11 protein-coding genes are annotated in these 15,239 nt (G+C 52.1%); 2 read left to right on the forward strand and 9 right to left on the reverse strand.

Going from position 1 to position 15,239, the window contains the following annotated elements; genetic code table 11:
* Nucleotide 1: 1 nt before the first annotated feature.
* The 3 genes from CLC93_RS14380 to CLC93_RS14390 are packed head-to-tail and all read right to left on the reverse strand — an operon-like array spanning nucleotide 2 to nucleotide 5,510.
* Nucleotides 2-1,213, reverse strand: a complete 1,212-nt coding sequence (locus tag CLC93_RS14380; RefSeq protein ID WP_095506682.1) for a phosphoenolpyruvate carboxylase — start codon at nucleotides 1,211-1,213, stop codon at nucleotides 2-4.
* Nucleotides 1,210-1,839, reverse strand: coding sequence for a condensin complex protein MksE (locus CLC93_RS14385; RefSeq protein ID WP_095506683.1), 630 nt, complete (start codon nucleotides 1,837-1,839; stop codon nucleotides 1,210-1,212). Before CLC93_RS14385 ends, CLC93_RS14380 begins: the two co-directional genes overlap by 4 nt.
* Nucleotides 1,836-5,510 carry an ATP-binding protein gene (locus tag CLC93_RS14390; protein WP_095506684.1) on the reverse strand — a complete coding sequence of 1,225 codons (3,675 nt, stop codon included), beginning with the start codon at nucleotides 5,508-5,510 and terminating at the stop codon, nucleotides 1,836-1,838. The genes CLC93_RS14385 and CLC93_RS14390 overlap by 4 nt, the downstream gene beginning before the upstream one ends.
* 192 nt (nucleotides 5,511-5,702) lie before the next feature.
* Here CLC93_RS14390 and CLC93_RS14395 point away from each other — a divergent pair, with 192 nt between their 5' ends.
* Nucleotides 5,703-6,113, forward strand: coding sequence for a hypothetical protein (locus CLC93_RS14395; RefSeq protein ID WP_095506685.1), 411 nt, complete (start codon nucleotides 5,703-5,705; stop codon nucleotides 6,111-6,113).
* 283 nt (nucleotides 6,114-6,396) lie between these two features.
* Here the strand turns inward: CLC93_RS14395 and CLC93_RS14400 are convergent, their stop codons facing one another.
* The gene (locus CLC93_RS14400; protein ID WP_095506686.1) at nucleotides 6,397-8,520 is read right to left on the reverse strand and encodes a TonB-dependent receptor domain-containing protein; all 2,124 of its coding nucleotides are present in this window, start codon (nucleotides 8,518-8,520) and stop codon (nucleotides 6,397-6,399) included.
* Between the two features lie 417 nt (nucleotides 8,521-8,937).
* Here CLC93_RS14400 and CLC93_RS14405 point away from each other — a divergent pair, with 417 nt between their 5' ends.
* Nucleotides 8,938-10,455, forward strand: coding sequence for a YifB family Mg chelatase-like AAA ATPase (locus CLC93_RS14405; RefSeq protein ID WP_095506687.1), 1,518 nt, complete (start codon nucleotides 8,938-8,940; stop codon nucleotides 10,453-10,455).
* 76 nt (nucleotides 10,456-10,531) lie between these two features.
* Here the strand turns inward: CLC93_RS14405 and CLC93_RS14410 are convergent, their stop codons facing one another.
* The 5 genes from CLC93_RS14410 to CLC93_RS14430 all read right to left on the reverse strand — a co-directional run bounded on the left by CLC93_RS14410 (nucleotide 10,532) and on the right by CLC93_RS14430 (nucleotide 15,230).
* Nucleotides 10,532-11,767 carry an OmpP1/FadL family transporter gene (locus CLC93_RS14410; protein ID WP_095506688.1) on the reverse strand — a complete coding sequence of 412 codons (1,236 nt, stop codon included), beginning with the start codon at nucleotides 11,765-11,767 and terminating at the stop codon, nucleotides 10,532-10,534.
* A 219-nt stretch (nucleotides 11,768-11,986) separates the two neighbouring features.
* A complete protein-coding gene (locus CLC93_RS14415; RefSeq protein ID WP_095506689.1) occupies nucleotides 11,987-13,246 on the reverse strand; it encodes an OmpP1/FadL family transporter in 1,260 nt (419 codons plus the stop codon).
* A gap of 184 nt (nucleotides 13,247-13,430) precedes the next feature.
* Nucleotides 13,431-13,892, reverse strand: a complete 462-nt coding sequence (locus CLC93_RS14420; RefSeq protein ID WP_095506690.1) for a YiiD C-terminal domain-containing protein — start codon at nucleotides 13,890-13,892, stop codon at nucleotides 13,431-13,433.
* 1 nt (nucleotide 13,893) lies between these two features.
* Nucleotides 13,894-14,331, reverse strand: coding sequence for a D-aminoacyl-tRNA deacylase (dtd, locus tag CLC93_RS14425; protein ID WP_095506691.1), 438 nt, complete (start codon nucleotides 14,329-14,331; stop codon nucleotides 13,894-13,896).
* Nucleotides 14,328-15,230, reverse strand: a complete 903-nt coding sequence (locus tag CLC93_RS14430) for a virulence factor BrkB family protein (RefSeq protein ID WP_425439861.1) — start codon at nucleotides 15,228-15,230, stop codon at nucleotides 14,328-14,330. The genes dtd and CLC93_RS14430 overlap by 4 nt, the downstream gene beginning before the upstream one ends.
* Between the last annotated feature and the right edge of the window lie 9 nt (nucleotides 15,231-15,239).

Raw genomic sequence — 15,239 nt, forward strand, 5'->3', positions numbered from 1 at the left:
ACTATCTAAGCCCCATGGTCACATCTTCAATGATGTAGTTGTCAAACGCCTGATGTTTTTGGCCGTCTCTATCCAGCGCAAAGTAGGCCTGCTCTTCGGCGTTTAATCCCTCGTAGCCAGCGATCACTCGATAAATCCAAAGCTCTGGGTCAAAGTCCAATTCTTGCTGCTTGAGGTACGCCAGCGCTGAGCGGGTTTCGCCGCTATCGATAACCTCGCAAAAGAAGTCGTCTACCGCTTGCTTGATAGGCTCGGCTTCGACTTGAATCTGCGTTTGCTCTTCTAAGCTAAAGGCCTCGCCCGCCTGGAGCGCCTCATCGGCCTTGTCGCGACGGATCTTAAGCTTGGCCAGCAGTGGCAACATCGCATCGCGATGCTCCAAGTCTTGAGTGTTAATCGCCGCACTCCTAATAAAGCCAGGCGCTTGATTAAACAACTCGCTTGGGTGCGATTCCGCGGCGTAATCTCGCGGCTGATAATCGGGGTTTTGGCGGCAATGCAGCACAAAGCCTTTGAGCAGCTGCGAGCGCTCTAAATGCTCGCGGAACTTGCCAAGCAGGCGCAACAAACGGGTTTGCGCGGAAGCCAACTCAAAGCTCACCTCGGCGTGGGTTTGCTGCAAGGAGACAATCAGCAAACGACGCAAATCGCGATCGCTGCCGGCAAGCTCAGCCAACTCGTCAAACTTCAACAGCTCCAGTTGGTCTAACAGCTCGGAGACTTGCTGTTGTGCTAGCTGGTTCTCGCGAATTTTGGCGCTGACCGAAGACACGTAACCAAACTCGTTGTGGATGCGATGCCACAAGCCACGCACGGAGCGCTGCAGACTCTCGCTCAAGGAGTAACTGGTTTCGGCCAGTTCCTCTAAAAACACATCCGCTTCGCGATACGCACCACGATGCATCGACTCTTTGTAGTTGGCCACCGTGGTGCGAATACGCGCCAAACGACCGGCCATGTTGGCGTCCACCTGGCGATTGCGCTCATCTGCAAGCCCAGACTCCAGCAGGTTGCGAACCGCACGCCGCAAGCGCAGGTCTTCGCCGGCTTGTGGGCGCCACAGTACCTGAGCCTCCATCAACTTTTTCAGCTGAGCTGGCGACAATTGAGTCTCGTCCACATGGCCACTGGTGTAGGCCTGCATGATCACCTCGGCATGATTGCTCAAGGTGCGCAGCAGTTTAACCCCAGCTTTTTTGACCGACTGACTCACAGCAAGTCTCCTTGGGATTGCTCAGCTGTTTGGGTCAGTGCCAGACGCTCGTTTTCATCGATGTATTTGATTACATCCATCACGTAATCCACCTTACCGGTGGCGATGAAAATTTGTTTGTCCTCGTTAGGGCGCACTAAGTAGCCCAACTCTTGCAGGCGCTTAAACACCAGTTTTAGCTGAGCATCGATGCTCGACGAGCTGGAGTTAAACAGCGCATAGCGAGCAATTTTGGCCAGGGCTTCAGCAAAGGCAGGCGAGTCTTCAATGACCCCTTGTAGCTCGTGTAGACGCAGAATGTCACCTTGGGTCAGGGGCGCGTTATGGCCCAAACTCTCTTGCACTAGCACCAACCACTCCACCAGCGGCAATAAGCTGCTGGAGATGTCTTTGAATTGGCCGGTAAGCCGCTTGCGCTCGTCATCACCAAGCTGGCGATACGCGGCAAAGCGCACTTGCCCTGACGAGGCGCTGGCTAGAGTACGGTTAAACAGATTGAGCTGAGTTTCCACCTCTTCGCGGTTGGCATCCACCTCTAAGAATTGGTGTGCCTCGTCGTGGCTCACTTGGCAAATAAACTGACCGGATAACAGGGCTTCAAGTACTCGACCTTTGGTGCTGATCATGCGCTAACCTCCTCAATCTGACGACGCTCGGCTAAACGCTGCTTTAAGCTGCTGACAGCCGGCTCCACGGTTTGCAGTTGTTTCTTTTGCTTGTCGATAAGGTAGCGATTGGCAAACAAGTTAAGCACCTCGGATTCTGGGTTGGGGAAGGCCCCTACTACAGTAATTTGATGACTGGCGCAGGCGTCGAAAATCTTCTTGACGTTGTGGTGCGCTAAAGTGCCGATTTCATCGATTGGCCAGTGAATCGTGACCTCACTTTGGCCGCGCAATAAACGCGTAAAGGCCAGCAAGAATTTACACAAAATCAGATAAGCCATACCGTGCGACGATGACTCGTTGAGCTGCTTATCGGTGCGGATCAGCAGCTGACTCTTGCCCTCGGTTAACTTGAGCTCTACATCGAGCAATTGACTGATGCCCTGTTGGGTGACCGCACGCCCAAGAATATCCAGCACTTGCTTAAAGCAATCACCATAGTCTTGGTTGGGCAGTTGATGCTCATCGTCGGCGAGCCAAGCTTGGTGCAGCGCGCCAAAGCGCTCCAGCTCCGGCCAGAATTCCAGCTCGCTAATGCGTGAGCGAATATGCACTGAAGAGTCTGACACCCCGTCCAAAAACAGCTCTTGCTCCACGGCCTGACTGATGCGTCGGCTTTGCTGTCCAATGGCCTTGTCGATGTCTTTGAGTACCGCGTGGTACTGGCTCAGGGTGTTGCCCAAGTTGCGACCATGGCTGTGCAAGACTTCGCGCTTTTGCGGAATTAGCTTAAAGATAAGCTCTTTCAGTTGCTCGACGGTTTTGGTGATATTTAGGCGCGGAATGCCCTGCTCGTCTTGATAGAAACAGGCTTGGCGGCTGTGCTCCCAAAATTCGGACAAACTGGTACCGGCTTTCTGACCGATGCGATTATCAAACTGGCGCAACTGAGCCTCGAGGGCATCGGTGAGTTGTAGGTATTTGCGCAATAATTGCTGCGCTTGGTCCAGTCGCTGCTCCACATCGCCACTTTCTATCTCGGCGGATTTAGGTAAAGCCAACGAAGCTAACTTGCCCAAAAGCTCAGCCAGCTGGTTCAAGCGCTCGCGCAAACCTTGCAGACTGGTATCGAGTTCGCCCACTAGGGCTTTTAAGCGCTTCTGCTCTTCGCGGAACTTAGCTTGCGCCTGATTCTGCTGACGTTCGGCTTCTGCTTGGCTGGCTTGCGATTGACTCAAACTGGCTTGCAGCTGAGTCTTTTGCTTGGTGTAAATCTGCTGATACCAACGCTCGTAATCCGCCACTTGATGGCGCATCTGCTGAGTGTCTTGTATGTTCTGCTTGAGTTGCTCGATGCGGCCCTTGAGCTTGGCAATCACCTCTACGTCCACATCGCGAGCCGCCAACTCGTCCTTAAACCACTGTTTTAGCTCTTTGATTTGTACTTTGTGTTGGCTGTGATTGGTTTGACGTTGAGTCTCTAGCGCGTCAATTTCGGTTTCTATATCAGCGCAGATTTGCTGCCAATGCAGCTCGAAATCGCCTTTTTGCTGGCCAAACTCATCTTTGAGTTGCTCTAGCGCCTCAACTTTTTTCGATTCCAGCTTGGCAAGCTCGCGCTTTTGCGCGTCGAACTCGGCTTCAGCGTTGCGCTTGCGCTGATTGAGCGCCTGTTGATGCTCTTGTTGCAGCTGTCGCTGCGCCTGCTGCAAACGCTGCCGCTCTTCGGTCTTTAGCAGTCGTTCGCTCTGTGCTTGCACTAGCACTTGCTCTTGCTGGCGAAGCTCAGCGGTGATTTTAGCCAACTCGCTCTCGGCCTGCGCTTTGGCGTTCTCAGCGCTGTTTAGATTGGTTTCAGCCACGCTCAGCATTTGCTCAAGCTCGGCTTCGGAGCGGGCAAACTCGGGCGCTTCGATGGCGCTTAAATCCAGGTGAACACCAAACAATTCCGCCTGACTGTGACTACTCGAGCCGGGCTTTAAGTCTTTGCGCGACAGTAAGCTTGGGTCTATCACCTTACCAATGTGGCTTTGCCAGTCGCTGACTTCGCTACGCAGGTATTCCAGTAGCGTGTTGTCGCCCGGATAGCGCAATTGCTGCACGCGAGCAAGCTCGGCTTCAGCACTTTGATGATCGCGACGAGCGTTATCCAAGCTGCGCTCCGCTTGATGTTGGCGGCGTTTGAGTTGGCTAACCTCAGCTTGCACTTGCTCGCAGCTTTGACGGCTGGCGTCTTCTTGCTCGCTGGCCTGTTCCACATTGGCTTGAATCAAACGATACGCCTGTTGCTCCTCAGCACTGGGGCCCGCCAAGCTAATCCCTGAGCGCAAACGCTCTAACGTCAGTTGTAACTGGTGTAGCTGGCCATCGAAGTCTTGCTCGGTGGCCATGCGACGCTGATTCTGTTCTTGTAACAGGCTTTGCAGCGCGTCTGCCGCTTCGCGTTGGCGCGCTGCTAGCTGCTCGCTGTGCTCGTCTTTTTGGCGAATCAGCTTGTCTTGCTGACGGTTCAAACGTTCGGCTTTTTCGGCTAATTGCTGGTTGTAAGCCGCTTCGATGTCCTGGTGCTGCTCGGTGAGCAGTCGATACTCTTGATTGGCGCCTTCTAGCTCACTTTGCCAGCCTTCAAGCTGAGACAAGTTGTGCTTGTGCGTGTCGATGTCCTTGTCTTGCCAGTCGTTGAACTCGTCTTCAATGGCGTTAAGCGCATCGTCCGCACGCTTCACATCGGCTTTTGATTGGGATACGGTCAGCGCTAAGCTATCTCGAGTTTCATCCCAGTCCGCTTGCACTTTGGCTAAATCTGCCTTGGCGGTTTGCCATTGAATTTGCTGAGATTCTTGCGCACTGACAAGCTCAGCTTTGTCCAAGTTCAATTGGTGCTTAAGCTGCCCAAGCCGAGTCTGGGTTTGGCTGAGTTGGTGTTCTTGATTGAGTACCTGCTCAAACTCACTCGATAAACCGTCAAAATCGCGCACTAGCTGACATTCGTTGAGCCAGTCTTCTACCTTGTTACGGCTGAGCTTTTGGGTTGGCGTTTGCACCCCGTCTTCTTCCAAGATGGCGGCGATCATCGCCTTGATGGTCTCCATCTTGCCTTCGCGCGAGTGCACCGCGCGGATCAGCTTTTCGATATGGCGCAGCGAGTGCTGGCTGTCGCACAAGCTAAATTGGCGCGCTAGCGCTTGCAGGTTGCGACGGTCGGACGAGCTGGCAAGCCCGCTGCGGTCGTTTTGAATCACGCCGCGATACTCTTTGTTGTTGAGCTTGTTTGAGCAAATCAGTTTTTGGCCACGGAAGTAGCGCATCAGCTCGGCCACCGGCTTAGGACGTACCTCGCCGGTTAAGTCTTCACCCAGAAAATCGCTGAGTTCAAAGGGCGCGTCGACCAAGCGATACACCACAGCATTGGCCGAACCGGTAAGAATAGCCATGCACACCTGGTCGTCAGAGCGCTGATATTCATAGACGATGTAACTGGTCTCGCGGGGCAAGTACCAAGCCTGAAAGCTGTCACGCGTGGCGGGTACCACTCGACTCGGCGCTTCGCCGTAGAACACAGGTAACAATCGTTGCAGGGTGGTTTTACCGGAGGCATTGGTGCCGCAAATGTTGGTGTGTCCGTTCACCTTGAGTTCGACGTAACCCGGTAGGTGGGTGTCGATCAGTAGTATCCTAAGCAGACTTTGCATGGTCTTCCGTTGGTATTGCTATGTTGTGTTTTATCATACCGCGAGTACCTGATATTGCTAGCGCTCAAGCCAGTAAACCCGTCTGAAAACTGGGTAAGGGACGGAAAATTGTGCCAAGCCCCAGTAATTCCTTGCTAAGCAGGTCGAGCACGACGTATCTTGAGCGTTAAAACAACAATAAAGCCGAGCTTGATGAAACGACTGATTTTAGCCTCTGTAGTGGCCGCCGTGGGCCTGAGCGCCTGTAGCAGTCAACGCAGTAAACCCGCGATTGATACGCCGTTTGAGTCCAGGTTTAGCACCAAAGTCCTAAACAACGACGCCAAGCTGTTTACCTACAGCATGGAGATGTTCAAACCGACTCGGCGCATCACGTCGCGTGAAGAATATATGAGATACCGCCCAAGCACGGAGTCGGTTGAAGCCCTGCTCGACCAGAAAGTTACCAACATCCTCAACTTCAATCGCTATTGCCGCGAGGGCTTCACCGAGCTAGACCGCTTGGTTCTGAGTGACTACGCCATGGTGCGCGGAGAGTGTAATGAAGCGGCCACCGAAGAAGACCGCAAACGCTTTCCGAATATTAAAAAAGCCAGACGCTAAGCGAGTCACCTTAGGTCTTTTTTGCATCACTAGTAATTCTCAAACCCGTGTGTCATACCCGTGCAAAAACGTCGCCCCCGTGAAAAATCGTCACCCCCGTGAAAACGGGGGCGGGAATATAGCGAACCGCCATTGGCAACTGGTTAGATCCCCGTCTCCACGGGGATGACAGACATAAGAATTGGGATGACGAACATAAGAACTAGGATGACGGACGTAAGAACTGGGACGACAGATACAAAAGAGCCAGTGCAATGCACTGGCCCTTGCCAACCCAGAGCGCTTAGAAACGATATCCCGCGCTAACGGTGAAGTGACGTCCCATCATAGGCATGCCGTAGAAAGTTTCGTACTTCTTATCCATCACGTTGTGAACATCCAGAGCTAGGTGGAAGCCTCCAAAGCCTTGCTTCAGACCCAGATGAATCACAGTATTTGCCTCCAGCTCCACGCCCGGCATATTGCCGCGCTCTTGCAACGAGGTTTCGGTCTTGCCGCGATACTGAATACGTGCGTTGGCATGAGTTTGATCCCAATTAAACGCCACACCAGCGTTGGCAACTATTTGAGGCGGACTGAACCAACCGCGGTGCTCTGCACGACCATCACTGTACTTGGTAGTGATATCGGTTCTGCTGGCGTTGGCAAACCACAACCAAGCGTCAGTTTGGTAACTCGCGCTAGCATCCCAACCTCTTGTCACATCTGTGGTTGGTTTGTTAGTGCGATACAGCACAGGCAGCTCGTTACCCAGAGGCGGTGCTCCGGCTGGCAGCATTGGACCCAAAGCGCTTAGCGGACCGCCAAACAAGGTCACCGGGGCTGCCACGACATCGGTAAAGGTGTAACCTTCGTGGTCGTACTTATAACTGCTGATTTGCACGGTTAGGGCATCTTCAAACCAGTTGCCTTTCACGCCGAACTGATAGCCTTTTTGTTTCTCAAAGCGCAGCGGGCGCTCTTCGTACTCAAAGCTATCCAAAACCATGGATGGAACACCGATACCGCTTAGCATGCCATACAGTACGGTCTGCACAGGACGCTGCGAGTTGTTGTATTCGCTCAGACCCGGAATACGCACCGTCTGACCGCCAGAAGCAAATAGGCTTACGCCACCACCAGCGTGCACTTGCAGAGAGTAATAAGGACTTAGCTCAGATTGACCGCCAATGATACTGTCGCTGCGAGTACCAATGCCAACGTCGGCATATCTACCCACTTTAAGGTTTAACTCGCCATAGATCGCCATCTTCTTGAGTTCGTCTTGATACAAGAAGTATGGATTTGGCAGCTCATCGGTGGAGACTGGCATGAGAGTCGGACCAAACTGCCCCATCACCTCAGTCACCATGGCGTCGTCTTTGACTTCGCCTTTGGTCCAATCTAACTCACCACCAACGCGGAACGATGCCCATTCAGACAAGGGCGTGACACCAAAGCCACGGACACCCACTTGGCTCTTCTTCTGCTCACCATAGTTGACCAGTTCATCCGGCAACACCAAGGTCTCTTTGTCTTCGTAATTCAGATAAACGTTCAAGCCAAAGTCTTTGCTGCTTTCAGCAGTTGGAGTGAAGTTCAAACCCAAGTTGTAGAAACGACGGTCACGCTCGGCTTCTTGGTCAACTTCCACTGGCGATAGGCCATCAGCAAAGCGCTTTTTGGTTAACAGCGCTTGCGCTAACAGTTCAAACTGAACATCTTCGCCAACATTAGTCGCCAGCTTGAAAGTAGGCACTAACTGACGGTAACCGCGATCTTGATAGGTATTAACGTGCTCAACCAACTCGGTAACCGGGCCAAACGGACCAAAGCTGGTCTCCTCTTTGCGCTCGCGATACTGCTCGCCTTTAAGACCATCGGTTTGATGGTAGTCGATATTCAACAGAACTGAGACGTCGCCTTTATAAGAAAAGGTACCCACTCCACCGTAGGTCTTCTTACTACCACCGAAAGCTCTGATCTGATTTTCACCATCAATTTTCTTAGTGGTGATTTCGATAACCGAGGTATAGCCACCAAAGCGGCTAGGCAGTGGACCGTAGTGAACCGTGATGCTTTCAATCAGGTTTACCGGAATGGTATTGAATTCCAGGGTGTTGTTGGCGGCCGAGTTATACGGACGACCGTCGAGCAACATTAGCGTCATGCGTGAGGAGTCACGGCCGTTACCGCGCACCAGCATCCAGTCTTCGCCGCCCGGATCGCCGCTACTTTTGAGAGTGATACCCGCTTGCATGGACAGAAAGCTCGCCAATCCGTACGGATCGTAGCCAGCGGTGAATTTTTCAATGGCTTCTGCTGTGAATGTGCGTGAGCCGGCTACATCTGTGTTCTGGCCTGCTTGCACCTGCAAGCTAGCCGCCACAGCGAGTGCAGCCAAAGTAAGGCGCTTAGTTGATCGCATTGAGTATCCCCTGAATTATTTGTAATTTTTTTCGGAGTACCTCTAGCCATTCACAAGCCCTACCTTGTCTTAGCCAACCCCAACATTGATATAATTTTTGTTATAATGTTACCTCAATATAACAATTATCATTATCGACCTGTCAAGCACTCAAATCGCTGCTTGTTAACAGTCAACCCTCACGACAGGCTTCCAAGCCTAGTTTGGTAGCTATTAGCAAGACGCTTTGACGGCATTAACTTTTATTCCTCAAATGCGAAATATCGATGAATTAATCACAGCTGTGTCTGCCAATTGAACTGAATCCACAGCGACCACTCAGCCACTCTCAGCGAGCTGATGCAAATTCATACTTTTGGCTGATTTCGCAGGCCTGCTAACCCCCTATGCTCATGATTTGTCGAGGAAGGAGCCTTTATGTCGCTGGCCAGCGTGGTCACTCGAGCCAATACCGGGCTTAACACCAGCTTGGTCAAAGTCGAGGTGCACCTGAACAATGGATTACCCGGACTGCATTTGGTGGGCTTACCAGAGACTTCGGTACGCGAAGCCAAAGAGCGAGTGCGTAGCGCGATTTGCAACTCTGGTTTTCGCTTTCCTCAAAAGCGCATCACGGTCAATTTGGCGCCCGCTGACGTGCCTAAGCAAGGCGGTCGCTTTGACTTGGCCATCGCTATTGCCATACTGCTGGCTTCTGAGCAAATTGAGTCACTGGTATCTACGCGATTTGAGCTTATCGGCGAGCTCGCCCTAGGTGGCAACTTACGCGCCTGCAAAGCCTTACTACCTGTGATTCTCGCCGCTCAAAAGCGCGATGCCTTGCTGGTAATGCCTGCGGCCAACGCGGCGGATAACGCTTTGGTGCAGGCACCTAAAGTGGCCTTGGCCAGAAACCTTTGCGAAGTGGTTGAGTGCCTTACCGGGCAAACCCAGCTGCCTGCTCAATTGCCCACCAGCAACACCGACAGTGCTGTGCCTGAGTTACCTTGTTTAAGCCAAGTCGTTGGACAGGCCCAAGCCAAACAGGCGCTAATGATAGCGGCCGCCGGTGGGCACAATTTGTTGATGCTCGGCAGTCCTGGAACGGGTAAAACGCTATTGGCCAATTGCTTTCGCGGTCTGTTGCCACCGGTGGGCAACCAAGACGCTCTGGTCAATGCTGCATTGCATTCGATAGCGGGTGTCGAAAAAGCCTCGGACCAACTGCACCAAGCGGCATTTCGCAGCCCGCACCACTCTTGCTCAAGCGCCGCCTTGATTGGCGGTGGTACAAACCCTCTACCGGGTGAAATATCCCTAGCTCACGCAGGCGTGCTCTTCTTAGACGAGCTACCTGAGTTTGCCCGCAACGCGCTCGAGTCCTTGCGCGAACCGTTGGAATCGGGTCAGGTGTACATATCCCGAGCCCAACGCAAACAAGTGTTTCCGGCGCGCTTTCAGCTAATTGCTGCGATGAATCCCAGTCCTTGCGGTAGCGCCAATGGCCAAGCTCGCTCTTCCCCGGAGCAAATTCGGCGCTATCTGAGTAAGCTCTCCGGCCCCTTGATTGACCGCTTTGATTTGAGTGTCGAGGTCCCCAATTTACCCAAAGGAACCTTGGTCAATGGTCTGAAAGCGAAGGAGCAAATGACTAGTGCGCAAGCAGCTAGCCTGATTGTCCGCTGTCGAGCAGTACAACGCGAGCGCGCCGGGGTACTCAACCACCAACTTAGCAGCAGCCAGCTACTGGAAAGCAGTGGCTTTGCAGAAAAAGACTTACTTTATCTAGAGGAGGTCATGACCAGACTGAATTTGAGCGTCCGGGCTTTTTATCGGTTGTTGCGGGTCGCTCGTACCATTGCGGATCTCGCCGGTTCAACACAGGTCGAACGAAGCCATATTGCTCAAGCACTTGGCTATCGCGCTATCGATAAATTGCTGGCGCAGCTGGGCTAGCAGCGAAAAACTATGACCCAAAAAGATGGCACAAAAAAGGCGAGCCCAGGCTCGCCTCTTTACCGAGAACCTTAACTTAGAAGCTGCGGCTGTATTGGATGCCGTAGATCAAAGCGTCGGTTTGAGTTTGTGCGCTAAATGCTAGCTGCTCGTTTAGCGGCTCGTAAACATCGACCTTTTCGCTTGAGATGAAGGTCAAACCAAAGTCCAGGCTACCTTTCTCAGAGATCTGGTAGCTCACACCCGCCGAGTACCAAACGCGGTCAGAACATGGAATGCTGATCACGCGCTTTTCAGCTGGAATTGGGCTGTTGTCCAAAGCGATACCAGCACGTGCAGTCCACTTGGGAGAAATGGTGTAAGTACCACCGATGGCGTAGCGGTATGCATCCTGCCAACCATAGTCGCGATCAACGTCGCCCAAGTCAGATTTAAAGGTCAGCTTTTCGAACTCGCTCCACTTGGTCCACTGAACACTGTAGTGCACGGCAAACGCATCGCTTACCTGGTGGAAACCAGAGAATTCGGCAATGTCAGGCAAGTTGAGGGTCAGTTCAGACAAGGCAATAGGTCCCGCAAGTTCGTGAACCGCCACGCCCTCGCCACTGGCGTTCATTTTGATACCTTGACGGTAGCTCAAGCCAAAGCGATGGTTTTCGTTAACTTCGTACATCAGGCCTGCATCTAGGCCTGTCGCCCAACCGTCGCCTTTAAAAGTCAACATATCAACCGGTTGTTCACCACCGATCTTGCGGGTAATCTCGCCTTCACCGCGAACCAAGTTCACGCCTAAGCCTAATGACAGACCGTCGGTGATCTTATAAGCAATCGAGGCATTGGCGTTGTAGGTGGTGATTTTGGTTTTACCGCCAACTAGACCGGCGAAGCCCATGGCCGAATTATTAAACTCGTCAGAGAATTCAGAGCTGGTACCAAAGTTGCTGAATGCAGCCAGACCCACGCTCAAGCGGTCGTTTACCGGCTGAACGAAATAGATGTTTGGCACTAGGGTGGTTTGAGTCACGTCTTTTTGATCGGCGATTGGGCCGAAAGTTGAAGAGATGTTGGTGACATTAGTGCTTGGGTCAACCAGGTTGGCGCCCAAAGACAGTTGCTGGCTGTCAAAACGAGTGATGGCCGCTGGGTTGCGAGCCAATACGGAGGCGTTGTCTGCAATAACCGCTTCACCGGCGTTTGCACGGCCCACACCAGTGGCTGAATGAGTGGTTACTTGAAAGCCTGCAGCGCTTGCTTCAAATACGGAAAGTGCAGCCACAGCAATAGCTACAGCGCTAAGTTTGTATTGTTTCATTATTGGTGTCGTCTTGTTATTAGAATGATTACTCAGCGGCGAGTCTACTGCTAGCTAGGGGGTAACTGGTAGGAGAAGTGCAAATTCGGTCGCTTTTTTTGACCGACAGCTAAATATCAACGACTTAGGAAGCAAAAAAAGCGACCATAAGGTCGCTTTTTGAACGTAAATTAACGATCGCTTAACCCTGTTAAACAGCTCGTTTCATTTCGGTTCGACTTAGAAAGAACGGTTGTATGACACACCGATGATCACAGCGTCAGTTTGGGTGATAGCGGTCATGGTCGTTCCCCCCAGAGATTCGCTAATTGGCGTCTTCTCACCATCGATGAAGGTAAAGCCAGCGTCGATGCTCGACTTGTCGCTCATGTGGTAAGTCGCACCGGCTGAGTACCAAATACGGTTTGAATCTGGGATCGAGATTACGCGCTTATCCGCTGGAATTGGGCTGTCATCGCGAGCAATACCTGCACGTAGCGTCCAAGAGTCATTTAGATCGTAAGTAGCACCAATGGCCGCGCGGTAGCTGTCCTTCCAGTTGTATTCTTTAGGGTATACGAACTCAGGGTCGGTTCCGATGAAGTCAATCTTGTCGAACGCGCTCCAACCAGTCCACTGCAAGCTGTAGTGCACAGCAAACTTACCGGTTAGCTTGTGGTAGCCAGAGAATTCAGCAATTGCAGGTAGGTTTAGATTCAGACGTGATAAAGACTCGTCAACAACACCACCGCTGTTGAAATCACCCTTGCCTTTGGCTTCAAACTTTGTGCCGCTGCGATAGCTCAAACCAAAACGGTGATCTTCGTTGATTTCATACATGGCGCCAACATCAAGATTGTAGCTCCAACCATTACCTTCAAACTGAAGATTGGTTGGAACATTAATAATCATGTCCACGTTGCCTTGACGAGTAAACTCACCTTCACCATAAATAGCGTTAACACCCATGCCTAGGCTGAACTTGTCGGTCAGCTTATAAGCCACAGACGCGTTTAGGTTGGCCGTCATAACTCGAGTCTTGCCACCGAACATGCCAGCGCGACCTTCGTCTGCTTCGTTAAACGCTTTGGAAAACTCTGAGGTAGTACCGAAGTTGGAGAATGCAGCAAAACCCACCGCCAAGCGGTCGTTCACTGGCTGAATGTAGTAAAGATTTGGCACTGGCGTCGTTGCAGTAACGCCAGACTGGTTTGGAATATTAGCTTCGCTACCCAAGCTACCGGTTGACTTGATATCAGTCAGCTGAGTACGAGGGTCGATTACGTTCAATCCACCAGAGAAGCTCGCTTCTTTAAAACGAGTCATGGCCGCAGGGTTGCGCGCCAGTACAGAAGCGTTGTCAGCGATAACGGCTTCACCAGCGTTGGCACGACCGTTACCAGCGGCAGAGTGAGTGGTTACCTGAAAACCAGCGGCGCTTACGCTGGTCGATGCCATAACAGCAGCGGCTAGCGTGCTGATGCGTGCAAATTGTTTCATTGAGTTTGAGCCTTGATTTCGTGATTACTTATATTTCGGCTCGGGATATTACTGGCAATCGACCCGCTACTGGTCTGACAAGCATGTTTTATCGCCATTTCGCGGAAAATAAATGACGATAGCAACACACTAGCTAACTATGGTTAACTTTTGTTCACTTGAGGTTCACTGGGATTTAGCTTTCTTACTCGCCTTGCGCAAGGGCCACAAACCGGCCGCTAAAGCGCGCTGCCACGGTGTTTTGGCTATATAGTTCCACTTCAAGAGATAGCGAAAGACGGCCTTTGGGATTGAAAGCCAACTCCTTAATGTCACCATCCCAGCGACAGACCGCCAATGGTGTTGGATCAGTGACTGGCGCACTGTAGCGAATGTCGGCTTGCGCCAACACTATGTCGCCTTTGAGTCCTGCCTGCTCAAGTAGCCACCACACCAGCCCCCAGCCAGTTAGGGTGCATTGAGTATAAATTGCTCCGGCAAACATGGTGTTGTGCAGGTTGAGATTATTAGGAGCCAGTTGAGTTCGCGTGGTGAGCTGCTTCGCAAGCCCCTCTGCCACTTCGAGCTGCATGAACTGACTGAGTGGAATGGTCTGATGCCACGTCTGTTGTAACTCGGCAGCTAGGGCTTTGAAATCGCTGCGCATGCTACACCTGAAGCTGAAAGGTCACAGGACCATCGTTGGTTAACGACACTTTCATATCGGCAGCAAACTCGCCGGTGGCCACTTTGACCCCTTTTGCTTTGCAGTGCTCAACGAAGTCCAGATACAGCTGTTTGGCCAAATCTGGGGCGCCGGCGCCGGAGAAGCTCGGACGCATGCCCTTTTTAGTATCCGCCGCTAAGGTAAATTGAGACACCACCAATAGCTCGCCGCCGGTTTGCAGCAAGCTGAGATTCATCTTGCCTTGCTCGTCTTCAAACACTCGATAGTTGAGTACCTTGTGGGCCAGCCGCTCTAGTTTGTCTTTGTCGTCATCGCGCTCAACGCCCAACAACAACAATAAACCCGGGCCAATTTCGCCCGTGGTGTTGCCGTCAACCTGCACATCTGCGCGGCTGACTCTTTGTATCAATCCAATCATTGTTCCATCTCAGAAGGCGATTGTTTCGCTTGTTCGCGCGCCTCAAAGTACTCCGGAAATGCTGCGGTTATCTCGGCGCCAAACAAAACGATAAGCCAAGACAGGTATACCCAAACGAATAGAATGGGGATCGCCGCCAGCGCTCCATAAATCGCTTCGTAGCTTGGAAAGTGAGTCACATAGGCCGCAAAGGCCTTTTTACCCAACTCAAACAGCAAGGCCGCCGAAGTTGCCCCGACTAGGGCGTGCCAAAATACCACTTTTCGATTGGGTACTGCCATGTACAGCAGTAAGAAAGCTGCCACCGAGAACACCAGGGGTATTCGCTTCATCACAAAGGCAAACACCCCTGACAGTTGGCTATCAGAGAAGAGATTTAGCGATACCAAGTAAGAAGTGGCCGCCAAGCTGGCGCCCATTAAGATTGGGCCTAGAGTGAGCACCATCCAATACATTGAGAAAGACACCATAAGGCGTCGCGGCTGCTCAGAGCGCCAAATCTCGTTCAGCGTCTTATCGATAGCCGAAATCAGCAACAGCGCAATAACCATCAGTGCGGCGATACCCACCATGCCCCCTTTCGAGGCATTATCGACGAACTGACCTATGTATTGCTGCACCGTGTCGCCCGAAGCGGGCACGAAATTGCCATAGATAAAATCTTCAATGCTGGTGCGAATGTTAGCAAACACCGGGAAGGCCGATAGCACCGACATGGTCACTGCAACCATGGGCACCAAGCTCAACAGAGTCACGTAGGCCAAGTTTCCGGCGCGTACTCGCACCTGGTCACGACGCATGCGCCCGATTAAGTACTTGGCAAAATCCAGTATTGCCTGAAACGCTGGTCCGGCTTGTGCAAATTTAAGATATCTCACGACTTTCCAATCAGTTGTCAGTCCTTTATG

Origin of the sequence: Paraferrimonas sedimenticola, assembly GCF_002282855.1 — a bacterium.
Classification (GTDB): Bacteria; Pseudomonadota; Gammaproteobacteria; order Enterobacterales; family Shewanellaceae; genus Paraferrimonas; species Paraferrimonas sedimenticola.